Source organism: Pseudomonas sp. 5.2 (assembly GCF_059025405.1).
In genome coordinates, this window is record NZ_JBYBHH010000001.1 from 1 (window position 1) to 22,639 (window position 22,639).

At 63.0% G+C, this 22,639-nt stretch carries 24 protein-coding genes; 12 read left to right on the forward strand and 12 right to left on the reverse strand.

The window, feature by feature from the left end; genetic code table 11:
- Positions 1 to 38: 38 nt before the first annotated feature.
- Positions 39 to 788: a 3-oxoacyl-ACP reductase family protein gene (locus AC5PZ0_RS00005; protein ID WP_493854058.1), complete on the reverse strand. Its 750-nt coding sequence runs from the start codon at positions 786 to 788 to the stop codon at positions 39 to 41.
- A 118-nt stretch (positions 789 to 906) separates the two neighbouring features.
- On the opposite strand from AC5PZ0_RS00005, the gene AC5PZ0_RS00010 reads away from it, so the two are divergent.
- A complete protein-coding gene (locus AC5PZ0_RS00010) occupies positions 907 to 1,845 on the forward strand; it encodes a LysR family transcriptional regulator (RefSeq protein WP_027596033.1) in 939 nt (312 codons plus the stop codon).
- A gap of 97 nt (positions 1,846 to 1,942) precedes the next feature.
- On the opposite strand, the gene AC5PZ0_RS00015 is transcribed toward AC5PZ0_RS00010, so the two are convergent.
- Positions 1,943 to 2,413 carry a GreA/GreB family elongation factor gene (locus tag AC5PZ0_RS00015; RefSeq protein ID WP_085273712.1) on the reverse strand — a complete coding sequence of 157 codons (471 nt, stop codon included), beginning with the start codon at positions 2,411 to 2,413 and terminating at the stop codon, positions 1,943 to 1,945.
- A gap of 2 nt (positions 2,414 to 2,415) precedes the next feature.
- Positions 2,416 to 2,802, reverse strand: coding sequence for a hypothetical protein (locus AC5PZ0_RS00020; protein WP_027596035.1), 387 nt, complete (start codon positions 2,800 to 2,802; stop codon positions 2,416 to 2,418).
- A gap of 131 nt (positions 2,803 to 2,933) precedes the next feature.
- Here AC5PZ0_RS00020 and earP point away from each other — a divergent pair, with 131 nt between their 5' ends.
- Both earP and efp read left to right on the forward strand, forming a co-directional pair.
- Complete coding sequence (earP, locus tag AC5PZ0_RS00025; protein ID WP_493854059.1) at positions 2,934 to 4,067, forward strand: elongation factor P maturation arginine rhamnosyltransferase EarP; 1,134 nt, start codon at positions 2,934 to 2,936, stop codon at positions 4,065 to 4,067.
- Positions 4,068 to 4,115: 48 nt separating this feature from the next.
- Positions 4,116 to 4,685: an elongation factor P gene (gene efp, locus AC5PZ0_RS00030; protein ID WP_265968164.1), complete on the forward strand. Its 570-nt coding sequence runs from the start codon at positions 4,116 to 4,118 to the stop codon at positions 4,683 to 4,685.
- Positions 4,686 to 4,743: 58 nt separating this feature from the next.
- On the opposite strand, the gene AC5PZ0_RS00035 is transcribed toward efp, so the two are convergent.
- From AC5PZ0_RS00035 to AC5PZ0_RS00045, 3 genes are all read right to left on the reverse strand, one after another.
- Positions 4,744 to 5,172 carry an organic hydroperoxide resistance protein gene (locus AC5PZ0_RS00035; protein WP_493854060.1) on the reverse strand — a complete coding sequence of 143 codons (429 nt, stop codon included), beginning with the start codon at positions 5,170 to 5,172 and terminating at the stop codon, positions 4,744 to 4,746.
- A gap of 140 nt (positions 5,173 to 5,312) precedes the next feature.
- The gene (locus AC5PZ0_RS00040) at positions 5,313 to 5,768 is read right to left on the reverse strand and encodes a MarR family winged helix-turn-helix transcriptional regulator (RefSeq protein ID WP_027596039.1); all 456 of its coding nucleotides are present in this window, start codon (positions 5,766 to 5,768) and stop codon (positions 5,313 to 5,315) included.
- Between the two features lie 54 nt (positions 5,769 to 5,822).
- Positions 5,823 to 6,779 (reverse strand): LysR family transcriptional regulator, encoded by a 957-nt coding sequence (locus AC5PZ0_RS00045; RefSeq protein WP_265968165.1) that lies wholly within the window; start codon positions 6,777 to 6,779, stop codon positions 5,823 to 5,825.
- A 114-nt stretch (positions 6,780 to 6,893) separates the two neighbouring features.
- Between AC5PZ0_RS00045 and AC5PZ0_RS00050 the strand changes: the two genes are divergently transcribed.
- The gene (locus AC5PZ0_RS00050; RefSeq protein ID WP_493854061.1) at positions 6,894 to 7,643 is read left to right on the forward strand and encodes a sulfite exporter TauE/SafE family protein; all 750 of its coding nucleotides are present in this window, start codon (positions 6,894 to 6,896) and stop codon (positions 7,641 to 7,643) included.
- Positions 7,644 to 7,785: 142 nt separating this feature from the next.
- On the opposite strand, the gene AC5PZ0_RS00055 is transcribed toward AC5PZ0_RS00050, so the two are convergent.
- Entirely contained in the window at positions 7,786 to 8,637 is an 852-nt protein-coding gene (locus AC5PZ0_RS00055; protein ID WP_027596042.1) for a LysR substrate-binding domain-containing protein, read from the reverse strand.
- A 96-nt stretch (positions 8,638 to 8,733) separates the two neighbouring features.
- Between AC5PZ0_RS00055 and AC5PZ0_RS00060 the strand changes: the two genes are divergently transcribed.
- On the forward strand, positions 8,734 to 8,952 hold the full coding sequence (locus tag AC5PZ0_RS00060) for a DUF1127 domain-containing protein (protein ID WP_493854062.1): 219 nt from the start codon (positions 8,734 to 8,736) through the stop codon (positions 8,950 to 8,952).
- Between the two features lie 24 nt (positions 8,953 to 8,976).
- On the opposite strand, the gene AC5PZ0_RS00065 is transcribed toward AC5PZ0_RS00060, so the two are convergent.
- The gene (locus tag AC5PZ0_RS00065) at positions 8,977 to 10,323 is read right to left on the reverse strand and encodes a class II 3-deoxy-7-phosphoheptulonate synthase (protein WP_027596044.1); all 1,347 of its coding nucleotides are present in this window, start codon (positions 10,321 to 10,323) and stop codon (positions 8,977 to 8,979) included.
- Positions 10,324 to 10,439: 116 nt separating this feature from the next.
- Here AC5PZ0_RS00065 and AC5PZ0_RS00070 point away from each other — a divergent pair, with 116 nt between their 5' ends.
- Together AC5PZ0_RS00070 and AC5PZ0_RS00075 are read left to right on the forward strand one after the other, a co-directional pair.
- Positions 10,440 to 11,195: a spermidine synthase gene (locus AC5PZ0_RS00070; protein ID WP_099453281.1), complete on the forward strand. Its 756-nt coding sequence runs from the start codon at positions 10,440 to 10,442 to the stop codon at positions 11,193 to 11,195.
- A 432-nt stretch (positions 11,196 to 11,627) separates the two neighbouring features.
- Positions 11,628 to 13,310, forward strand: a complete 1,683-nt coding sequence (locus AC5PZ0_RS00075) for a DEAD/DEAH box helicase (protein ID WP_027596046.1) — start codon at positions 11,628 to 11,630, stop codon at positions 13,308 to 13,310.
- Between the two features lie 182 nt (positions 13,311 to 13,492).
- On the opposite strand, the gene AC5PZ0_RS00080 is transcribed toward AC5PZ0_RS00075, so the two are convergent.
- Positions 13,493 to 14,260, reverse strand: coding sequence for a DODA-type extradiol aromatic ring-opening family dioxygenase (locus AC5PZ0_RS00080; protein ID WP_099428599.1), 768 nt, complete (start codon positions 14,258 to 14,260; stop codon positions 13,493 to 13,495).
- A 111-nt stretch (positions 14,261 to 14,371) separates the two neighbouring features.
- Between AC5PZ0_RS00080 and AC5PZ0_RS00085 the strand changes: the two genes are divergently transcribed.
- A complete protein-coding gene (locus AC5PZ0_RS00085) occupies positions 14,372 to 15,022 on the forward strand; it encodes a thiopurine S-methyltransferase (protein WP_493854063.1) in 651 nt (216 codons plus the stop codon).
- 60 nt (positions 15,023 to 15,082) lie between these two features.
- Here the strand turns inward: AC5PZ0_RS00085 and htpX are convergent, their stop codons facing one another.
- Together htpX and AC5PZ0_RS00095 are read right to left on the reverse strand one after the other, a co-directional pair.
- Positions 15,083 to 15,970 (reverse strand): protease HtpX, encoded by an 888-nt coding sequence (htpX, locus tag AC5PZ0_RS00090; protein WP_003259721.1) that lies wholly within the window; start codon positions 15,968 to 15,970, stop codon positions 15,083 to 15,085.
- Positions 15,971 to 16,429: 459 nt separating this feature from the next.
- Positions 16,430 to 17,641 carry a pyridoxal phosphate-dependent aminotransferase gene (locus AC5PZ0_RS00095; RefSeq protein ID WP_412765493.1) on the reverse strand — a complete coding sequence of 404 codons (1,212 nt, stop codon included), beginning with the start codon at positions 17,639 to 17,641 and terminating at the stop codon, positions 16,430 to 16,432.
- Positions 17,642 to 17,808: 167 nt separating this feature from the next.
- Between AC5PZ0_RS00095 and msrB the strand changes: the two genes are divergently transcribed.
- A complete protein-coding gene (gene msrB / locus AC5PZ0_RS00100) occupies positions 17,809 to 18,204 on the forward strand; it encodes a peptide-methionine (R)-S-oxide reductase MsrB (RefSeq protein WP_027596050.1) in 396 nt (131 codons plus the stop codon).
- Between the two features lie 13 nt (positions 18,205 to 18,217).
- Positions 18,218 to 18,706 carry a glutathione peroxidase gene (locus AC5PZ0_RS00105; RefSeq protein ID WP_027596051.1) on the forward strand — a complete coding sequence of 163 codons (489 nt, stop codon included), beginning with the start codon at positions 18,218 to 18,220 and terminating at the stop codon, positions 18,704 to 18,706.
- Here the strand turns inward: AC5PZ0_RS00105 and AC5PZ0_RS00110 are convergent.
- On the reverse strand, positions 18,696 to 21,053 hold the full coding sequence (locus AC5PZ0_RS00110; protein ID WP_493854064.1) for a hybrid sensor histidine kinase/response regulator: 2,358 nt from the start codon (positions 21,051 to 21,053) through the stop codon (positions 18,696 to 18,698). The genes AC5PZ0_RS00105 and AC5PZ0_RS00110 overlap by 11 nt on opposite strands.
- 199 nt (positions 21,054 to 21,252) lie before the next feature.
- On the opposite strand from AC5PZ0_RS00110, the gene AC5PZ0_RS00115 reads away from it, so the two are divergent.
- Positions 21,253 to 22,140 carry an ATP-binding protein gene (locus AC5PZ0_RS00115; RefSeq protein ID WP_027596053.1) on the forward strand — a complete coding sequence of 296 codons (888 nt, stop codon included), beginning with the start codon at positions 21,253 to 21,255 and terminating at the stop codon, positions 22,138 to 22,140.
- A complete protein-coding gene (locus AC5PZ0_RS00120; protein ID WP_027596054.1) occupies positions 22,141 to 22,623 on the forward strand; it encodes a GAF domain-containing protein in 483 nt (160 codons plus the stop codon).
- The last annotated feature ends 16 nt before the right edge of the window (positions 22,624 to 22,639 follow it).

The following is a 22,639-nucleotide window of genomic DNA, read 5'->3' on the forward strand; positions in this document are numbered from 1 at the left end:
TAAAAAAACCACGGCCTACCCCCAGAACCGCGCCCACCTCAAGCCGCAAACCCACCATCCGCCGTCAAACTGGCCCCAGTGATGTACCCCGCCTCTGGCCCTGCCAGGTAGGCCACGAAGCTGGCAATCTCATCCACCTGCCCATAGCGCCCAACGGCCATCAGCGGTATCAGGCTGTCGGCAAACTCGCCGCTGGCCGGGTTCATGTCGGTGTCTACCGGGCCGGGCTGCACGTTGTTGACGGTGATGCCCTGGGGGCCGAGGTCGCGTGCCATGCCGCGGGTCAGGCCCACCAACGCCGACTTGCTCATGGCGTAGGGGGCGCCACCGGCAAAGGGCATGCGCTCGGCGTTGGTGCTGCCGATGTTGATGATGCGCCCGCCCTGGCCCATGTAGCGCACGGCCGCTTGGCTGGCGACAAACACACTGCGCACGTTCACCGCCAGCATGCGGTCGAAGTCCCCCAGGTCAAACTCGGCGATCGGCGCCACCGTCAGCACGCCGGCGTTGTTCACCAGAATGTCCAGCCCACCAAAGGCCTTCGCGGTGTCATCCACCGCCAATTGCACGGCGGCGGCGTCGGCGCTGTCGGCGCGCAGGGCGAGGGCTTGGCCGCCGTTGCCGATGATTTCCTGGGCCAGCTGTTCTGCCGGGCCGGCGGAGCTGACGTAGGTGAAGGCAACCCGAGCACCGTCGCGGGCCAGGCGGCGCACGATGGCCGCACCAATGCCGCGGGAGCCGCCCTGGACCAGGGCTACCTTACCGTCGAGTGGAAGTTGTTTGGACATGCTGATCTCCTGCTGGGAAGCAAGGCCGAATGCCTTGGATGGGCGCAGTATCGGTGGCTAATTACCTGCTGATAAGATGGCAATCACTATTAGCAGAGTAAACCTTTGGTTGTTAATCATGGCCGTGGAATCGTTCAACGCCCTCGAATGCTTTATCCGCAGCGCCGAGGTCGGCAGCTTCGCCGAGGCCGCTCGCCGCTTGAGCCTGACCCCCGCCGCAGTGGGCAAGCATGTGGCTCAGCTGGAAGCCCGGTTGGGCGTGCGACTGTTCCAGCGTAGTACCCGCAAGCTGACCTTGACCGAAGCAGGCCAGCGTTTTCTGGGTGAAGTGAGTGACAGCTTTCGTACCATCCAGTACGCCGTGGCTAACCTGGCCAGTGCCGAAGGCCAGCCGGCCGGGCTGCTGCGGGTCAGCATGGGCACGGTGTTCGGGCGGTTGTACGTGTTACCCCTGTTGGGAGAATTCTTGCGCCGTTACCCGGCGATTACCCCGGATTGGCATTTTGACAATCGCCAGGTCGACCTGATCGGCCAGGGCTTCGATGCTGCTATCGGTGGCGGTTTTGATTTGCCGCCGGGGGTGGTGGCGCGCAAGCTGACCCCGGCGCACCGAGTGCTGGTGGCAGCGCCTGCCTACCTGGACCAACAGGCGCCGATCGAGGACCCGCAGGCGCTGCAGCGCCACGCCGGCATTCTGATTCGCTCACCGCAGACCGGCCGGGTGCGCTCCTGGCCGCTGACCAGTCGCTGGCAGGAGCAGCAGCCGTTGGTGCTGCGCCAAGCAATGACCATGAGTGATTCGGATGCGGCCTGCGCGGTGGCGCAGCAGGGGTTGGGGGTTGCCTTGGTCAGTCTGCCGTTTGCCGTGCCTTACCTGCAGGCCGGGCGGCTGCGGCGGGTGTTGCCGGATTGGTATGTGGACGATGGGCATATCAGCGTGTATTACGCCCAGCACAAATTGTTGCCCGGGAAGACGCGGGCGTTTATCGATTTTGTCGTGGAGCAGTTCGCGCAGCAGGGGTTGGCGGGGCAGTTCGATGCGCTGCAGGGCCTTTAGGTTGATGCTGCCTGATCCGGCCTCTTCGCGGGTAAACCCGCTCCCACAGGGATGGCGCAAAACCTGTGGGAGCGGGTTTACCCGCGAAGAGGCCTGTTCAGACAACATCAACAATGAAGAATACCTGCGCCCCCAAGCTAACCTCGTCATCCACCCGCTTGCCCACCAGCTGCTGCCCCAGCGGCGAGCGCGGTGTGATCACGGTCACCAGTTCATCCCCTTCACCCACTTTCAACCCCGCCGCCTCAGGCCCGAGGAACAGCCTACGTTGCTGGCCATCCTCGTCCTCAAGGGTCACCAGGTTGCTCACCTGCACGCCACGCGCAGGGTCGTAGTCACGCAACAGCAGTTGCTGGTAAATCTGCAATGCTTGGCGAATCTCGGCAGTACGCCGCGCCTGGCCGGTGGCCAGGTACGAAGCTTCAAGGCCCAAGGTGTCATACTTGTTTTCGGCGATGTTCTCTTCCGCGGTGGCGGCTTCGTACGCGGTCTGCGCGGCGCGGCTCAGCACGTCTACGTCATGTTCGAGGGTCGCGACGATGCGCGTGAGTAGCAGGGGCTTGTCCATCTTCAGTAACAGAACTCCAGCACATGGGCCTGGCTTTTTTCGGTGGGGGCGGTGCGGTTCTGTTGCAGCCAGAACTGGCACTTGGGGCTGTTGAGGTTGCGAGGGTTGCCTTGGGCAGCCTCGGCGGCCTGTTGCAGTTGCTGCTGGTGCAGGATGTCCTTGTAGCGCTCGAACATTTCGCCCTGGGCATCTACCGGTGGCGGCGCGGCGGGTTGGCTGCGGGCAGGGGCCACGGCCTGGGCGACCGGCTGCACCTGCTCTGGCCACAGCTGCAACGCCAACCACAGGCTCATGGCGATGGCCACGGCGCCCAGCCACAGGCCAAAGGCCACGCAGAGGATCAGTTGCAACGGCTTGAGGGTGATTTTCAGTTCGCGGTGGCGGGGCATGGCAGCCTCCTGGCAGGGCAGTTCGAGGTGCATTGTCGCACGCTGTCGGCGAATTTTACCCGTGGGTGCTTTTGTCCACGGCAATTAATCCGCAGAATTCGCGGTTTTGGGCATCATGAGGGGGAGGGCACATGAAGGCCACCTGGGACATCTTTTGCACCGTCGTCGACAATTATGGCGACATCGGCGTCACCTGGCGCCTGGCGCGGCAACTGGTGGACGAGCACGATCTGGCGGTGCGCCTGTGGGTGGACGACCTGAACGCCTTCGTGCCGATGTGCCCCGGCGCCGATGCCACGGCGCTGCAACAATGGCAGCACGGTGTCGATGTGCGCCAGTGGCCTGCCGAGTGGCTGCCGGTGGAGCCTGCCGAGGTGGTGATCGGCGCGTTCGCCTGCCAGCTGCCGGCGCACTATGTCGAGGCCATGCGTGCCCGGCCCAAGCCGCCGCTGTGGCTGAACCTCGACTACCTCAGCGCCGAGGACTGGGTTGAGGGTTGCCACGGTTTGCCGTCGCCCCAGCCCAACGGCTTGCGCAAAGTGTTCTTCTTCCCAGGCTTTACCGAGAAAACCGGTGGCTTGTTGCGTGAGGGCGATTTGCTGGCGCGGCGCGAAGCCTTCGCGCAGTCTGCCGAAGCCCGGCAGGCGTTCTTGCAGCGCCTGGGTGTACACCCCGAGGCGCAAGCGCGGCTGATCTCGCTGTTCGCCTATGAGAACACCCAGCTGGGCAACTGGCTGGATGCGTTGGCAGCAGATACCCAGCCGACCCACCTGCTGGTCCCGCAAGGGCGCATCCTGGCTGACGTCGCCCATTGGCTGGGCGAGCCGGGGCTGGCGGTGGGCGATGTGCGCCTGCGCGGGTCGCTGACGGTGCAAATTTTGCCGTTCGTCAGCCAGGACGATTATGATCGCCTGCTGTGGGCTTGCGACTTCAATGCCGTGCGCGGTGAAGACTCCTTCGTGCGTGCGCAGTGGGCTGGGCGGCCGATGCTGTGGCACATCTATGTGCAGGACGAGAACGCCCACTGGGAAAAACTCGAAGCGTTTCTTGCGCATTATCGACAAGGCCTGTCAGACGATGCCGCTGACGCACTGGTTGCGTTGTGGCGTGCCTGGAACATGGACAACGACGTCGGCCAGGCGTGGCAAGCGGCCCAGCGGCACTGGCCAGAACTGCAGCAGCATGCCCGAGATTGGGCGGCCCGGCAGGCCACTCGGCCGGACCTTGCCATGACGCTGGTACAGTTTTACCGAAATTGGCTATGATATGCGGCCTCGATTTTTATAAATCCATCCAGATTCGGATACTTCGTAATGAAAACTGGTAAAGAACTGAAACCCGGTACCGTACTGCGGATCGACAACGACCCGTGGCTGGTTCAAAAAGCTGAGTTCACCAAATCGGGCCGTAACAGCGCGATCATGAAAACCAAGCTGAAGAACCTGCTGACCGGCTACAAGACCGAAACCGTCTACGGTGCGGACGACAAGCTGGACGACGTGATCCTGGATCGCAAAGAAGCGACCCTGTCGTTCATCAGCGGTGACTCGTACACCTTCATGGACACCACCGACTACACCATGTACGAACTGAACGCCGAAGATATCGAGGCTGTTCTGCCGTACGTCGAAGAAGGCATGACCGACATCTGCGAAGCCGTCTTCTTCGAAGACCGCCTGGTATCGGTAGAGCTGCCGACCACCATCAGCCGTAAAGTTACCTACACCGAAAACGCTGCTCGCGGCGACACTTCGGGCAAGGTCATGAAGCCAGCCAAGCTGAGCAACGGCACTGAAATACAGGTTGCTGACTTCATCGAAATCGACGAGATGATCGACATCGACACTCGCGATGGCACCTTCAAGGGCCGTTCCAAGAAGTAATTCTTCTTGTGATGCGCACAAAAAACCCGGCCTCGGCCGGGTTTTTTTATGCCTGCATTCAGACCGTCACGTGCAGCCTTACATCCACATTGCCGCGGGTGGCGTTGGAGTAAGGGCAGACCTTGTGCGCCTTCTCCACCAAACCTTCGGCATCGACCTGGGCCAGGCCCGGCAGGTTGATGTGCAGGTCGATGTCCAGGCCGAAACCACCCGGGATCTGGCCAATGCCCACGTTTGCAGTGATCGAGGCATCGGCTGGAAGGGCTTTTTTCTCTTGCCCGGCGACAAATTTCAGCGCGCCGATGAAGCAGGCCGAGTAGCCGGCCGCGAACATCTGTTCAGGGTTGGTGCCGTCACCGCCCGCGCCGCCCAGTTCCTTGGGGGTGCTCAGCTTGACTTCCAGCTTGCCGTCGCTGGAGCGGGATTTACCGTCGCGCCCGCCAGTGGAGGTGGCTTCTGCGATGTACAGCGGAGTGACCTTTTGCATCTTGAGCCTCGCTAATGTGCTGTGCGCAACCGGGTGGCGGCGGCGCTGGGTAGGTGTGGGATTTAAATTAGCGCGCAATTAGTTTGCGCGCAAGATAAATCATCACCGTTCATCCGAACGGCCATCACACAGCATAGCGCTCAGAGGTTTTTCTGCAGGTTGTCGCGCAGTTCGAGCAGGTCGGCTTGCAGCTGTTTCAGGCGTTCCAGGCTGCGCCCGCTGGCCTTGAGGATGCACGGAGGCACCTGTTTGGCCTGTTGTTGCAAATCACGGCCCTTGTCGGTCAGTTGCACCAGTACCACCCGTTCGTCCTCGCGGCTGCGGGTGCGCTTGAGCAGGCCTTCGCTTTCCAAGCGCTTGAGCAGCGGGGTCAGCGAGCCAGGGTCGGTGAGCAGGTGCTGGCTGATCTCGCCCACGGTCAGGCCATCCCGCTCCCACAGCACCAGCATGGCCAGGTACTGCGGGTAGGTCAGGCCCAGCGCTTGCAGCAGCGGCTTGTAGACCTTGGTCATCAGCAACGAGGTCGAATGCAGGGCGAAGCAGACCTGGTTGTCCAGCAGCAGCTCGTCACAGGAGGCTTGGGTGTCGGCGTTCATGCAGGTCCTTGGAATAATCAATGGGGAAATCTAGCACGCTGATCATTAGTGCGTTCATTGCCAGCGCAGTTCACTGCGCAGAGCCAGGTCCCAGGGTGGAATGGGGCTGAAACGGCTCTTGAGAAATTCGAGCAGTAAACGGCTGCGAGAGTTCGTTTCATGTGCCAGGCGTAACGCATAAATGCCACTGGACTCGGCGGCTGGCAGGCCACCTTCGCAAAACAGCGGGACCAGTTCGCCGCGCAGCAGGTAGTCGCTGATCAGCCAGGTGGGCAGGTGGGCAATGCCCAAACCCGCGAGGGCGCCGAACAGCAGGGTTTCGGCGTTATTGGCGGCCATGCGCATGCGCGACGGCCGGTACAGGCGGGCCTGGCCGGCCACGCTGAAGCGCCAGGCAAACGGCGGCGCCAGGCCGTCCCAGTCTAGGCCGTCGTGCGCAGGCAACTCGCTGGGGCACGACGGTACGCCTCGGCTGGCCAGGTAGGCCGGGCTGGCGCAGGCGATGCGGACCATGTAGGCCAGCGGTGTGGCGACCAGGCGCGTATCGGCCAGGGGGCCTGCACGCAACACCAGGTCGACTTCGCCGAGGTGGCTGCCTTGCAAGTCGACGAAGCTGTCGATCAGGCGCAGGTGCACGTCAAGCCCGGGGTAGGCCACGAGGAAGTCGGCGATGGCTGGGGCGAGGTGGCGGCGGCCAAACGCGGCGGGGGCGTCGATGCGGATGAGGCCTTCCGGGGCGCTGCTCAACGAGACGGCTTCGGCGCGGGCCAGGCGCAGCTCCTCGATGATGCGTCGTGCGCGTTCGGCAAAGGCGTTGCCGGCCGGGGTGGCACGCACAGCGTGGGTGCTGCGGGTGAACAGCCGGCTGCCCACGGCGCTTTCGAGGTTGTCGATGCGCCGGGCAACGGCCGACGGCGTCAACGGGTGGCGCCGGGCGGCGGCAGAGAAGCTGCCGGTTTCCAGCACGTCGAGAAACAGGCTGAGTTGGTCGGTGAGGATATCGGGGTTCATGGTGGCTCGGCTTTGCATAAAACGCACAGCCATTGTGCGCTGCTGTGCGTTTCCCCACCAGCCCCGACTCGGTAGCATGCCCACCATTGCAAGCGAGAGGCGCAGAGGCCCCTGATGATTGAGTGGTTGTTGTATATCGCGTTGGGCGCTGCCCTGGGCACCATGGGTGGTTTGTTCGGCATTGGCGGTGGGTTGATAGCAATCCCGGCGCTGGGGGTGTTGTTCGGCTTGGACCAACAGCTGGCGCAGGGCACTGCGTTGGTGATGGTCGTGCCGAATGTATTGCTGGCGCTGTGGCGCTACCACCAGCGCAACCGCATCGAGCTGCGCCATGCGCTGCCGTTGGCACTGTGCAGTTTCCTGTTCGCCTGGCTGGGGTCGATTTGGGCGGTGGGCATCGATGCCCAGTCCATGCGGCTGGGCTTTGTCGGCTTTCTGATGGCGCTGGCGGTGTGGAACGTGGCGCGGATGTTCCTCAAGGTCGCGCCGCCCAGCCCTGAACTGCGTTACGCCTGGCCGTGGCTGGGCGTGCTGGGCAGTTTTGCCGGGACCATGGGTGGGTTGTTCGGGGTAGGGGGCGCGGTGGTCGCCACGCCTATTCTGACCAGTGTGTTCGGGACCACGCAGGTGGTGGCGCAGGGGTTGTCGCTGGCGTTGGCGGCGCCCAGTACGACGGTGACCTTGTTGACCTATGGCGTGCACCAGAGTGTTGACTGGGGGGTAGGGATCCCCTTGGCGGTGGGTGGGCTGCTCAGCATCAGCTGGGGGGTGAAGTTGGCGCATGCCCTGCCAGAGAAGGTGCTGCGGGCGATGTTTTGTGCGTTTCTGGTGGTGTGTGCGGTGATGTTGGGGTTTGAGCTTTAAGCGCACATGCAGCAGCCGTCTCCCTGTAGGAGCAGCCTTGCGCAGCGAAGAGGCCCGTTCAAGCTTCGCAAAATGTCGCTGAAATCACCGGCCTCTTCGCAGCACAAGGCTGCTCCTACACAAAGCTATGGCTGCCACTGATCTATTTGAACCCTTCGACGATGTAATCGGCCATGCAATCGGTGATCGGGGACGGGTGCTGCGTGCTGCGCACCAGCATCACATTGGCCACCGGTAACTGCGGCAGCCCGTCGCTCTCGCCCAAAATCCGTATGTTGCCGCCGATCAGGCTCTGCAACTGTGCCGTCACCGCCAACCCGGCAGTGACGATGGCAAAGATCGCCGCCAGGCTTGGGCTGGTGTAGGCAATGCGGTAGTCGATGCCTTGCGCTTCTAGCGCATTGCAGGTCCAGGCGCGGCAAAAGCAGTCGGTGTTGAACAGCGCCACCGGCATGGGCCGTTGCTCCTGCGGGCAAAACCCTTCGGCGGCAGCCCACACCAGCCGTTCCTGGCGCAACAGCTGGCCGACTTCGTTGCCCGGTTCGCGGGTGACGATGGTCAGGTCCAGGTCCTGGCGCAGCATCAATTGCTTTGACGAATCGCAATGCACCTCCACCTGCACCAGCGGGTAAGCCTGGGCAAAACTCGACAGGATGGTCGGCAGAAAGCGCATGGCGTAATCGTCGGGTGTGCCGATGCGTACCACCCCGACCATATGCGGCATGCGCAAGGTATTGAACACTTCGCCGTGCAGCTTGAGGATGCGCCGGGCATAGCCAAGCAGTACCTGCCCTTCAGCGGTGAGGCGTACCTGGCGGCCCTCGCGCTCGAACAGCTGGCGCTGCAGGATGTCTTCCTCCAGGCGTTTCATTTGCATGCTGACCGCCGACTGGGTGCGGTTGACCACCTCGCCGGCGCGGGTGAAACCGCCTTGCTCGGCAATGGCGACGAAGGTGCGCAACACGTCGGCATCAAGGCTTTGATACTGGGACATTGCATCAATCTCCGAGATGCATGGCATCAGAAACATTCGTTGGATTGATCTTAAGCCCGGCGCGAGACTGGAGCCATCAACACGGAGGGCTTCACGATGAAAGGTCAAGTCAGCAGCATCCAGCAACCTGCCTTTTCCCTGAACCACCTGTGGCACGCAGCCCTGCAGCGCCCGGCGCGTTGGTGGGAGCTGTACCGTCAGCGCCAGGAACTGGCCAGCCTCAGCGATGCGACATTGCACGACCTGGGCTTGAGCCGGGCGGATATCCAACAAGAAGCCGAGCGGCACTTCTGGGATGATCCGCTGCGCAAATAGGCCGTTTTTTGTAGGTGCGGCGGTTTAGCGGCGCACCTGCTTGAGGGTTTCGGCAATCAGAAACGCCAGTTCCAGCGACTGATCGGCATTCATGCGCGGGTCGCAGTGGGTGTGGTAACGGTCCGATAGGCCGTCTTCGGTGATCGGGCGGGCGCCGCCGATGCATTCGGTGACGTTCTGCCCGGTCATCTCGATGTGGATCCCGCCTGCATGGCTGCCTTCGGCCTGGTGCACCTGGAAGAACTGCTTCACCTCATCGAGGATCTGCGCAAAGTCGCGGGTCTTGTAGCCACTGCTGGCCTTGATGGTGTTGCCGTGCATGGGGTCGGAGCTCCACAGCACCTTGCGCCCCTCGCGCTCGACAGTGCGGATCAACCCTGGCAGGTGGTCGCCGACCTTGTTGGCGCCCATGCGCACGATCAGGTTGAGGCGGCCGGGGTCGTTGCTCGGGTTGAGGGTGTCGATCAGGCGGATCAGTTCTTCGGGGTTCATGCTGGGGCCGACCTTGACCCCGATGGGGTTGTGCACGCCGCGCAGGAACTCGACATGGGCGCCGTCGAGCTGGCGCGTGCGGTCGCCGATCCACAGCATGTGCGCCGAGCAATCGTAGTAGTCGCCGGTCAGGCTGTCCTGGCGCACGAAGGCTTCTTCATAGTTGAGCAGCAACGCTTCGTGGGCGGTGAAGAAGCTGGTCTCGCGCAGTTGCGGCGCGCTGTCCAGCCCGCAGGCACGCATGAAGGCCAGGGTCTCGTCGATACGGTTGGCCAGTTGATGGTACTTGTCGGCCAGCGCCGAGTTGGCGATGAAGTCCAGGTTCCACTTGTGCACCTGGTGCAGGTCGGCAAAGCCACCTTGGGCAAAGGCGCGCAGCAGGTTGAGGCTGGCGGTGGCCTGGTGGTAGGCCTGCAGCAGGCGGTCCGGGTCGGGGATGCGGCTTTTTTCATCAAAGCCGATGCCGTTGACGATATCGCCACGGTAGGCGGGCAGGGTGACGTTGCCGATGGTCTCGTCGCCCGCGGAGCGCGGCTTGGCAAATTGCCCGGCCATGCGCCCGACCTTGACCACCGGGCAGCCGGCAGCAAAGGTCATGACGATGGCCATCTGCAGCAGCACCTTGAACGTGTCGCGGATCTTCGCGGCGGAAAACTCGGCAAAGCTCTCGGCGCAGTCGCCGCCCTGCAACAGGAACGCGCGGCCTTCGGTGACCTCGGCGAACTGCCGGCGCAGCTCGCGGGCCTCGCCCGCGAACACCAGCGGCGGGTAGCTGGCCAAGGTCTGTTCGACCTTGAGCAGGTGCGCGGCGTCGGGGTAGGTCGGTTGCTGCTGGATAGGCAGGGCACGCCAGCTGTCAGGGCTCCACGGTGCGTTCATTTCGGGCTCGATCTTGTGGGTTGTAGGCTTTGGGTCATGGTAACAGTTGCCGCCGCGCTTGTTGCATCGGGGGTGTTGGCGGACAATGCGCGTTTTTGCACGGGCGAGTGGCGAACATGACGGCGGAACGGGAAGAGCGGCTACTGGCACGGGTCGAAGATGCCTTTGGCGTCATCAGCGTGTACGAGGTGGACGACTACCGTTTTCTCGAATTCGGCGACGCGATCGAGCAGAGCTGCGTGTTCACCGCCGACCCCAGCTGGCTGGAATATGACTACACCCGCGCCATGCTGGTCGGCGCCTTGTGCCACGCGCAGCCCGAGAGTGCGCTGTTTCTGGGCCTGGGCGCCGGCACGCTGACCCAGGCCTGCATGAAGTTTCTGCCGCTGGACGATATCGAAGCCATCGAGCTGCGCCCGGACGTGCCGCGCCTGGCCATGGAATACCTGGGCCTGGACGATGACCCGCGCCTGTATGTGCGGGTGGGCGATGCCATCGAACTGCTGCCCAGCGCAGAAAAGGCCGACCTGGTCTTCGTCGACCTGTACACCGACTTTGGCCCGGGTGTCGGGCATTTGGCCTGGGGGTTTCTGGACAACTGCCAGAAGCAGCTCAACCCTGGGGGGTGGCTGGTGATCAACCAGTGGGCCAGCGATGACGGCAGGCCGCTGGGCGCGGCGCTGCTGCGCGGCTTGTACCACCGGCATTATTGGGAGTTGCCGGTGAAGGAGGGCAACGTGATCCTCTTGGTGCCGGCGGACCTTGAGCAAACGCTGGACATGCAAGGGCTGCGAGCGCGGGCTGAGGCGCTGGCGCCGCAGTTGGGGTATAGCCTTGACGGGCTGATAAAAGAAATTCGGCCTGCTACCTGAGCAGATGACATCCCCTTGTAGGAGCAGCCTTGTGCTGCGAAGAGGCCGGTGAAAGCAGCAAGAATTTACGCTGCCTGCAATGGCCTCTTCGCAGCGCAAGGCTGCTCCTACAAGGGGATGTGAATTAACGATTCAGCCCGTCGTCCCTAGTGGCTACGTGGTGGCTCCGGTCTACCGAAAATTTTCCTCACGTAACCCATTAATTCGGGTATAGTACGCGCCGGTCTTTTAGCGGACCTCAAAATCAGGTGGTGCAAATCCTCCGAGTCCAGCTTCGGCTGCACGTCCGCTAGGCGGACCTTCCCAAGTTTTTCTTTTTCAATCGTTTTCGCAAATCCCCGCCGCCAAAGCTGCCTGGGTGACCTTCTGGTCTTTCAAGGCATGTGCAGCTTTGGAGCATGGGTCTTTGCGGATGCACCTAGAGGCAGACCCATGACCCAGGAAACCGGCGGATTCGCCGCTCTCGATCTCAATCCGAATATTGTTGCTGCTGTACTGGCTACCGGCTATGAAGAGCCGTCCGCCATTCAGCATCAGTCGATCCCGATCATCCTCGCCGGTCACGACATGATCGGCCAGGCGCAGACTGGCACCGGCAAGACCGCTGCCTTCGCCCTGCCGATCCTCAACAAGATCGACGTGAGCAAGCGCGAACCGCAAGCCCTGATCCTGGCGCCAACCCGTGAGTTGGCGCTGCAAGTTGCTACCGCTTTCGAAACCTACGCCAAGCAGATGCCGGGCGTTAACGTGGTCGCTGTTTACGGTGGTGCCCCGATGGGCCCACAGCTGCGTGCCATCCGTAACGGCGCACAAATCGTCGTCGCTACCCCAGGCCGTCTGTGCGACCACCTGCGTCGTGACGAAAAAGTCCTGTCGACCGTACAGTACCTGGTACTGGACGAAGCCGACGAGATGCTCAAGCTGGGCTTCATGGATGACCTCGAAGTGATCTTCGACGCAATCCCAGCTAGCCGTCAGACCGTTCTGTTCTCCGCAACCCTGCCGTCGTCGATCCGCTCGATCGCCGAACGTCACCTGCGTGAACCCAAGCACGTCAAGATCCAGAGCAAGACCCAGACCGTTACCGCGATCGACCAGGCCCACCTGATGGTCCATGCCGACCAGAAGATCCCGGCTGTTCTGCGTCTGCTGGAAGTTGAAGAGTTCGACGCGCTGATCGCCTTCGTGCGTACCAAGCAAGCCACCCTGGACCTGGCCGCCGCGCTGGAAGCCAAGGGCTACAAGGCTGCTGCGCTGAACGGCGACATCGCCCAGAACCAGCGTGAGCGCGTCATCGACTCGCTCAAGGATGGCCGCCTGGACATCGTCGTCGCCACCGACGTCGCTGCCCGTGGTCTGGACGTACCGCGCATCACGCACGTGTTCAACGTTGACATGCCGTACGACCCAGAGTCCTACGTTCACCGTATCGGCCGTACCGGCCGTGCCGGTCGCGAAGGCCGTGCACTGCTGCTGGTCACCCCGCGTGAGCGCCGCATGCTGCAAGTGATCGAGCGTGTTACCGGGCAGAAAGTTGCCGAAGCACGCCTGCCGAATGCCCAGGCCGTTCTGGATGCTCGCATCAAGAAACTGACCTCGAGCCTGGCGCCGCTGGTGGCCGAATCGGAAGCCAGCCATGGCGACCTGCTCGACCGTCTGACCACCGACCTGGGTTGCAGCCCGCGTGCCCTGGCTTCGGCCTTGCTGCGCAAAGCCACCAATGGTCAGGCGCTGGACCTGGCTGCCGTAGAGCGCGAGCAGCCGCTGGTACCGGGCGTTGGTGCACCGCGTGAGCGTACCGGTGAGCGTGCCGAGCGTGGCGAGCGCAGTGACCGTGGTGACCGTGAGCGTCGTGCGCCAATGCCGCTGGCTGAAGGCCGCGTGCGTTGCCGTACTGCCCTGGGTGCCCGTGACGGCATCGCGGCCAAGAACCTGTTGGGTGCGATCCTCAACGAAGGCGGCCTGGCCCGTGACGCTATCGGCCGTATCCAGGTACGCGACAGCTTCAGCCTGGTCGAGCTGCCGGAAGATGGCCTGGAGCGTCTGCTGTCCAAGCTCAAGGACACCCGCGTGGCTGGCAAGCAGCTGAAGCTGCGTCGCTACCGCGAAGATTGATCCTGGCGTAATAAAAAAATCCCCAGCCTGAGCTGGGGATTTTTTTTGCCTGCATGAAGCGCACAAGGCCCCTTGTAGGAGCAGCCTTGCGCTGCGAAGAGGCCAGTGCAACCACAGTGAATGCTTGCTGCTTGCACCGGCCTCTTCGCAGCACAAGGCTGCTCCTACAGGGGATCTGTGTTTCAGTCGAACCTGTAGATATCCATCCCCAGTGCGCCCAAGGTGAACCCCTGGTGGACGATGCCGAACGTGCCCCCAGCCCCGAGGGCAAAAAACAGCGGCAGCAAATGCTCATCACTGGGATGGTTGCGCACCGCAAACGGTGCCGCTTGCCGGTAACCCACCAGCGCCTCCCGGTCATCCTCCTGCAGCCGCGCCACCACCCAATCCCGAAATGCCAGCGCCCAAGGCTCGATCACGTCCGGCCCGGCGTGCCAGTCCAGTTCGCCCAGGTTATGGGTAATGCTCCCCGAGCCCACCAGCAGTACCCCCTGCGCGCGCAACCCAGCCAGTGCCTGGCCAACCTTGAGCTGCAAGGCAGGCCCCAGCTGACTGGGCAGCGACACCTGGAGCACCGGGATATTGGCGCCCGGGTACATCAGCGATAACGGCACCCAGGCGCCATGGTCGAACGGCCGGTGCGCATCGGTGCGCGCCGGCAAGCCGGCAGCGCCCAGCAACGCGCACACCTGCTCGGCCAGCGCAGGGGCACCCGGTGCCGGGTACTGCACGGCATACAGCGCCTGGGGGAAGCCGTGGAAGTCGTGCCAGGTCTCGGGCTGCTGGCTGCCGGTCACCAGCAGCTCACGGCTTTCCCAGTGCGCCGACACCACCACGATCGCCTTGGGTTGCGGCAGGGCGTTGGCCAACCCGGCCAGGGCCGGCCCGCTGGCGCCTGGCTGCAGGGCAAGCATGGGGGAACCATGGGAAATGAACAGGCTGGGCAGCATGGCGATGTCCTGAGGGTTAAGATGCAGTCATCTTCGATCAGTTATCGATCGAAATCCAAACCAAGTTTTCTGCGCTATGTATCGAAGCGCTTGATAAGTACAGGAGCAACCATGGAGCCAGCGTTCTGGCACAAACGATGGGCCGACAACCAGATCGGCTTCCATCAAGCGCAGGTCAACCCCTACCTGCAAGCGCACTGGCCAGCGCTGGCGCTGCCGGCTGGCAGCCGTGTGCTGGTGCCGTTGTGTGGCAAGAGCCTGGACCTGGCCTGGCTGGCAGGGCAGGGGCATCGGGTGCTGGGGGTGGAGCTGTCGCGGCGGGCAGTGGAGGGCTTTTTCCAGGAGCACGGGCTTGAGGCAGACGTTACGCAGAAGGGCGCGTTCGAGGTTTGGCGCAGCGCCGAAGTAGAGCTGTGGTGCGGCGACTTCTTTGCCTTGCAGGCCCAGGATGTAGCCGATTGCGCGGGGTTCTATGACCGTGCGGCGTTGATTGCGTTACCACCCCAGATGCGCCTGCGCTACATGCGGCTGTTGGCTGACATGCTGCCAGCGGGGTGCCAAGGGCTGTTGGTGACGCTGGATTATGACCAGGCGCTGTTGGCTGGCCCGCCGTTTTCGGTGGCCGATGATGAGGTGCGGCACGGCTTTGCCGGTCGGCAGGTGGAGCCGCTAGAGGTGCTTGAAATCATCGAGCAGAGCCCGAAATTTGCCCAGGCCGGTGCTACCAGCCTGCTCGAGCGGGTGTATCGCATAGGCCTCTGAAGGGGGCCACCCACAAAAAAGGGCGACCGAAGTCGCCCTTTCTTGTTTTTGCCGGGTGGATCAACCGCGACGGCGCAGCGCCTCGATACGGTCTTCCAGCGGCGGGTGGCTCATCAGCAGCCCGGCCAGGCCGTGCTTGAGGCCGCCATTGATGCCAAAGGCCTTCATGGTGTCCGGCATATGGACTGGCAGGCCTTGCTCCACACGCAGGCGCTGCAGGGCGCCGATCATCGCGGCTGTGCCGGCCAGCTGTGCGCCGGCTTCGTCGGCGCGGTACTCGCGGCGGCGCGAGAACCACATGACGATCATGCTGGCCAGGATGCCCAGGATCAGCTCGGCAACGATGGTCGCGACGTAGTAGGCAATACCCTGGCCTTCTTCGTTCTTGAAGATGACCTTGTCGACGAAGTTGCCGATGATGCGGGCAAAGAACATCACGAAGGTGTTCACCACGCCCTGCACCAGCGCCAGGGTGACCATGTCACCGTTGGCCACGTGGCCGATCTCGTGGGCCAGCACCGCACGCACTTCATCGGGCGAGAAACGCTCCAGCAGGCCCTGGGACACCGCTACCAGGGCGTCGTTGCGGTTCCAGCCGGTGGCGAAGGCGTTGGCCTCGTAGGCCGGGAAGATACCCACTTCGGGCATCTTGATGCCGGCCTCGCGCGACAGCTCCTCGACCGTTTGCAGCAGCCACTGTTCGTGGCGGGTGCGCGGCTGCGAGATGATCTGGGTGCCGGTGGTCATCTTCGCCATCCACTTGGAGATGAACAGCGAGACAAGGGAGCCGGCAAAGCCGAACACGGCGCAGAACACCAGCAGGCTGCTGAGGTTGAGGTCGACCCCGTTGGCGGCCATGAACCCGTTGAAACCGAACAGGCTCAGGGTAATGCTTGCAACCAGCACCACCGCGAGGTTGGTGGCTACAAACAACAGAATGCGCATCATGGTTGTTACGTTCTCCTGACGGATGAGTGTGTTGCTTACTGCGGGGTATATAAGGTGCAAGCCGTGCCGATTCAATCGGGCGACTATTTCAAACTGTGTACGGCGGAGTATGGCAGAGGATGCGGTGGGGGCTGTGAGGTAGAGCGTTGCAGGATGTAAGAAGATTGTTGCAGGGGTGCTTGCCTTGAGTGTTGTGTCGTTTTCAGGATCGAGCGCCGCCCGCGCGGCGCATCGCGAGCAACGCTCGCTCCTACGTTTGTTACTGGCCAGTAACGCCTGTGACAGGCGCGCGCGACCGCCTTGTTTGTTAGACGCGATATTACGCCATGCGCCAAGGCGGTCGCGCGCATTTACCCCAGAAATAACTGGCCCGAAACAAACGTAGGAGCGAGCGTTGCTCGCGATGCGCCGCGTGGGCGGCGCTCGATCTCCGCGCCACCGCAAAAACCCCGTCGAACCCTACTGCGAATACCCTTTCAGGAAATTCCCGATCCGCCCGATCGCCGCTTCCAGGTCGTCCACCCGCGGCAAGGTCACCACGCGGAAGTGGTCCGGCCATGGCCAGTTGAACGCTGTACCTTGCACGATCAGCAGTTTTTCCGACAGCAGCAGGTCTAGCGCGAACTTCTCGTCATTGAGGATCGGGCAGACCTTCGGGTCGATCCGCGGGAACGCATACAGCGCGCCCATCGGCTTCACGCAGCTCACGCCCGGGATGTCGTTGAGCAGCTCGTAGGTGCGGTTGCGCTGCTCCAGCAGGCGGCCTTGTGGCAGCACCAGGTCGTTGATGCTCTGGTAGCCGCCCAGGGCGGTCTGGATGGCATGCTGGGCCGGCACGTTGGCGCACAGGCGCATGTTGGCCAGCATGTCGATGCCTTCGATGTAGCTCTGGGCGTGGTGCTTGGGCCCCGAGATGATCAGCCAGCCGGAACGGAAACCCGCCACCCGGTACGACTTGGACAGGCCGTTGAAGGTCAGGCACAGCAGGTCGGGGGCCAGCGAGGCGGTGCTGATGTGCACGGCTTCGTCGTAGAGGATCTTGTCGTAGATCTCGTCGGAGAACACCACCAGGTTGTGCTGGCGCGCCAGCTCCAGCATGCCCAGCAGCAGCTCCTTGGAGTACACCGCGCCGGTCGGGTTGTTCGGGTTGATGATCACCAGGGCCTTGGTGTTCGGGGTGATCTTGGCCTTGATGTCTTCAAGGTCAGGGAACCAGTCGGCCTGTTCGTCGCACAGGTAGTGCACCGGCTTGCCGCCAGCCAGGCTCACTGCGGCGGTCCACAGCGGGTAGTCGGGGGCCGGGATCAGCACTTCGTCGCCGTTGTTGAGCAGCGCCTGCATCGACATGACGATCAGCTCGGACACGCCGTTACCGAGGTAGATGTCCTCGATGGTGACGCCTTCGATTTCCTTCTGCTGGCAGTACTGCATCACCGCCTTGCGCGCGCTGAACAGCCCTTTGGAGTCGCTGTAGCCCTGTGCGGTGGGCAGGTTGCGGATCACATCCTGGAGGATTTCGTCCGGCGCCTCGAAGCCAAACGGCGCCGGGTTGCCGATGTTCAGCTTGAGGATGCGGTGGCCTTCCTCCTCCAGGCGTTTGGCGTGCTTGAGCACTGGGCCGCGAATGTCGTAGCAGACATTGGCGAGCTTGTTCGATTTGCTGAACTGCATGATGGGGTCCCGGTTGAGAATACGCACCGCGCCCTTTCGAAAGGTTTGAAAGGGCAGGAAGCGGGTGCCAGACTGAACGCCTGGCACACGAAGCCAACTAATATACGTGCCACCCGCGTTACGGAAAAGACGGCGCGGGGTGAAATTAAGCCTGTCGAGGTCCCTACATGCAAAAGATCGAGAAGACACTTGAACAATGGCGGTCGATGCTCGACCCCGAGCAGTACCAGGTGTGCCGCCTCAAAGGCACCGAGCGGCCGTTCAGCGGCAAGTACAACAGCGAGCGCCGTGATGGTATCTACCATTGCATCTGCTGCAGCCTGCCGCTGTTCGATGCGCAAACCAAGTTCGATTCTGGCTGCGGCTGGCCGAGCTTCTACGCGCCGATCGAAGACAGCGCGATGATCGAGATTCGCGACACCACCCACGGCATGATCCGCACCGAAGTCACCTGCGCCCGCTGCGATGCGCACCTGGGCCACGTGTTCCCCGACGGGCCACCCCCGACCGGCCTGCGCTATTGCATCAACTCGGTGTGCATCGACCTTCGACCACGTGACTGACCGGAGCCTGAACATGGCTGGATCGATGCTGGACATCCCTTGCGTGACCCTGGGGGGCGAGCACAAGAAGCTCGGTGACTTCCCAGGCAAAGTCCTGTTGGTGGTCAACACCGCCAGCCAGTGCGGCTTTACCCCGCAATACAAAGGCCTGGAGCAGTTGTGGCAGGCCTACCGCGAGCGCGGCCTGGTGGTGCTGGGCTTCCCTTGCAACCAGTTTGGCAAGCAAGAGCCGGGCGAAGCGCGGGACATCGCGCAGTTTTGCGAGCGCAATTTCGGCGTGAGCTTCCCGCTGTTTCGCAAGGTCGAGGTCAACGGGCCGGGTGCTCACCCGCTGTTCGTCGAGCTCAAGCAGCGCGCCCCCGGCCTGCTGGGCAGCCAGAAGATCAAGTGGAACTTCACCAAGTTCCTGGTCGACCCGGCCAGCGGCCAGGTCACGCGCTATGCGCCGACCACCAAACCGCAGGCACTGGAAGCAGACATCGAGCGCCTGCTCAGCCGCTGATCGGCACCCAGTGCTCGACCAGCGCCAGCAGCTCTTCGCGGCGGAACGGCTTGGCCAGGTAGTCGTTCATGCCCGCCGCCCGGCAGCGTTCGCGCTCTTCGGGCATGGCATTGGCGGTGAGCGCGACGATTGGCAAGTCTGGCCAGCGGCCACTCTGGCGGATACGTCGGCTGGCTTCGTAGCCGTCCATCACCGGCATGTTGCAGTCCATCAGCACCAGGTCGAAATCCTCTTGTTCTAGCCACGCCAGGGCCTCGGCGCCCTGGGTGGCCAGCTGTACCTGGCAGCCGAGCTTGGCCAGCATGCCCTTGGCCACCAGTTGGTTCACCGGGTTGTCCTCCACCAGCAGAATCCGTGCACGGCCTTCTTCCGGGGAGGTGTGCGGGTTGGCCAGCGGGTGCTCGGGCTCGTGGCCTTGCAGGATGCGCCGTAGCGTCTGGTACAGCGCATTGCGCGCCAGTGGCCGGGCCAGTTGGTGCAACGGCGCAAGGTTGATGGATTGCTCATTGGGCAGGAAATTGCCGTAGGCCGTCACCAGCAGGATGGGCGTTTTCACTGCAGGGCGCAGCGCCAGCAGGTGCTCCAGGTCGTCGGTGATCAGCAGGTCGAACGTCGCAGTGTGCAGGCCTGCGCTGCTGTCGTGGCGTTGGTACGCCAGGCCCCAGGCGGGCAGCAGGTCTTGCAGCAGCTCATGCAGCCCGCTGCTGGCATCGCTCAGGGCCACCACGCGGCCCTGCAGCGGCGCCGGCGGGATGGCTTCAGTGTGCAGGGCCAGTGGCAGCTCTGCGCTGAAGCGGCTGCCAAAGCCTGGTTCGGACTGGATATGCAGGTGCCCCTGCATCGCCTTGCACAGGTTGCGCGTCAGTGCCAGGCCCAGGCCGGTGCCGCCGTACTGGCGGGTGATGCCAGCGCCAGCCTGGGTGAAGGGCTGGAAAATCCGCGCCTGCGCCTCCTCGGGGATGCCGATGCCGGTATCGCGCACTTCCAGGCGCACACCGCCGACAATCGTCACCAAGCGGATGTCGACGCGGCCGAAGCGGGTGAACTTGAGCGCGTTGGACAGCAGGTTGCTGACGATCTGGCGCACCCGTGTCGGGTCGCCGAGCACGCTGCTGGGGAAGTCGCGGGCGATAAGGCAGGTCAGCTCGACGCTTTGCGCGGTGTTCTGCGACAGCAGGTTGGCGGTGTCCTCGACCATCGAGCCCATGTCGAAGGCAATGCGTTCGAGCTCCAGCTGGCCGGCATCGAACTTGGACAGGTCGAGAATATCGTTCAGCAGCTCCACCAGTACCTTGCCTGAGTCGTGGGCGATGGTCATCTGTTGGCGCTGCTCGCTGGGCAGCGGGCTGTCCAGGGCCAGGGCGATCATGCCGAGCATGCCGTTGAGCGGGGTGCGGATCTCGTGGCTCATGTTGGCCAGGAAGGCCGCGCGTGCCTGGGCCATGTCCAGGGCCCGGCGCCGGGCTTCTTCGAGCTCTTGGTTAGACAGGCTCAAGCTGCTGTTGCTGGCCTTGAGCTGGTCGGTGCGCGCCGACACGATGTCTTCCAGCTCGTTCAGGTACTGGGTCAGGCGGTTTTCGGCGTTACGCCGCTGCTCGATCTCGGTGGCCATGCTGACGAACTGCTGGTTGGCGACTTTGACCAGCACGCCGATCTCGTCGTGTTCGTGGCCGTGGGGGCATTCCAGCCGGGTTTGCCGCGGCTTGCGCGGGTCGCTGCCGCTGAGCGCGCCAATCACGGTCACCAGCGGTTTGGTCAGCATCATGTAGAACAGCGCCAGCAGGATCCCGGTCAGCACCAGGCTGCGGGCGAAGCCGTTGAACAGGGTGATGCCGGCGCGGTCGAGGAAGCGGCTGCCGAAGGCGTAGGTGTCGACGTCCAGGTACAGGGTGCCCAGGTATTCATTGGGCATATGGGCGAGAAACAGGCGGTCTTGAAGCTGGCGCTGCTCGCCGAACAGGAAGTCGCTGAGCGGGCGGTAGCGGTCTTCAAGGCGCGGGCGCTCGACGTCGGCCAGCACGGTATCGTTGTTGTCGATCAGCCGGGCGCGGATCACCGCTGGCGATTGCAGCAGGCCCCGGGTCAGCTCCAGGGCCAGTTCGGCATCGATGTTGTAGGCGATGCGCGAAGCCGGGTTGTGGCTGATTTGCAGCAGTGCACGCACTTCACGGTTGATGGATGCGTCTTCGCTGGCATAATCGATGCCGATCTGGATGAGACTGAGCAATGTTCCCAGGATGAAGCCGACCAGGACTGTCAGCCGGGCTTGCTTGTATGACAGGCGATTGGTGAACTTGATATCCATGAGTCCCGAGCCGGTTTCACGTCCCTTGCGCTGCGCAAGCATAGCCGAATAGCCCCGGCTGCTGGCGGGTCTGTCACACATTCAACCTTGATTGCTTGTATGCAGTGCCGGCCTCTTCGCGGGTAAACCCGCTCCCACAGGTTATTTCGCAGCCTTCAGCGCTGTGCAGTACCTGTGGGAGCGGGTTTACCCGCGAAGAGGCCGGCACTGCATCCCAGAATCTGAATTTGTAGGAGTCGTCATGGACGCTCGCTTGATTGCTTTTCTGGACCGCGCCGAATCGGTACTGGCGCGCCTTGAGCCGCTGTTGCCCGCACCACGCCCGGACATCGACTGGCACACCACCTTGGCCGCCCGCTGGCAGCGCGATGGCCGCACCGGTTACCTGATGCCCCTTGAAGTCAGCCTGGACATCCGCCTGAGCGACTTGATCGGGGTCGACCAGCAACGTGACCAGCTGGGCCGCAACACCCACCAGTTCATCAATGGCCTGCCCGCTAACCACGCCTTGCTGTGGGGCTCGCGTGGCACCGGCAAGTCGTCGCTGGTGCGCGCCTTGCTGGCCGAGCACGAAGGTGCCGGCCTGCGCCTGATCGAAATCGAGCGCGACCACCTGGCCGACCTGCCGCGGGTGGTCGAGCAACTGCAAAAACTGCCACAACGCTTCATCCTGTTCTGCGACGACCTGTCGTTCGAAGCCGGGGAGGGCGACTACCGGGTGCTCAAGAGCGTGCTCGACGGTTCGCTGGAGCAAGCCCCCGACAATGTCTTGCTGTACGCCACCTCCAACCGTCGCCACCTGGTGCCGGAGAAAGAGAGCGACAACGAGAACTGGAAGCGCGTCGACGGCGAGCTGCACCCCAGCGAAGCCGTGGAAGACAAGATCGCCTTGTCTGACCGCTTTGGCCTGTGGCTGTCGTTCTACCCCTTCACCCAGGACCACTTCCTTAATGTGGTCGAACACTGGATCGGCCAGTTGGCACGTCCTGCCGGGTTGAACTGGCAGCGGGACGAAGCCCTGGACATCCTCGCCGTGCGCTGGGCCACTGGCCGCGGCAACCGTAATGGCCGTTGTGCCTATCAGTTCGCCCGCTACTGGGTCGGGCTGCAATTGCTGGAGCAAAAGTAAATGATCGACCTCAATGCCAGTGGCGCCGGCCTCGATGGCTATAACCTGCTGGCCGCGCAAGTGCAGGCGCTGTTTGCCGACGAGCGTGACTTCATCGCCAACGCCGCGCAGTTTTCGGCGTTTCTCTATAACCAGGTGGACGACCTGAACTGGGCGGGGTTTTACCTGAACCGCAACGAAGAGCTGGTGCTCGGGCCGTTCCAGGGGCAGGTGGCGTGTGTGCGCATTCCGTTCAGCAAGGGTGTGTGTGGCGCGGCTGCGGCCACGCGGCAAACCCAGCGTGTGGAAGACGTGCATGCGTTCCCGGGGCATATCGCTTGTGACAGCGCGTCCAACAGCGAGCTGGTGATTCCGTTGGTGAAGGCGGGCAGGTTGATTGGGGTGCTGGACCTGGACAGCCCGAAGGTGGGACGGTTCAGTGAGGCGGACCAGGTGGGGTTGGAGCGGTTGGCGGCGATTTTTCTGGAATTGACCGACTGCTGATAATTGGGTTGCCTGT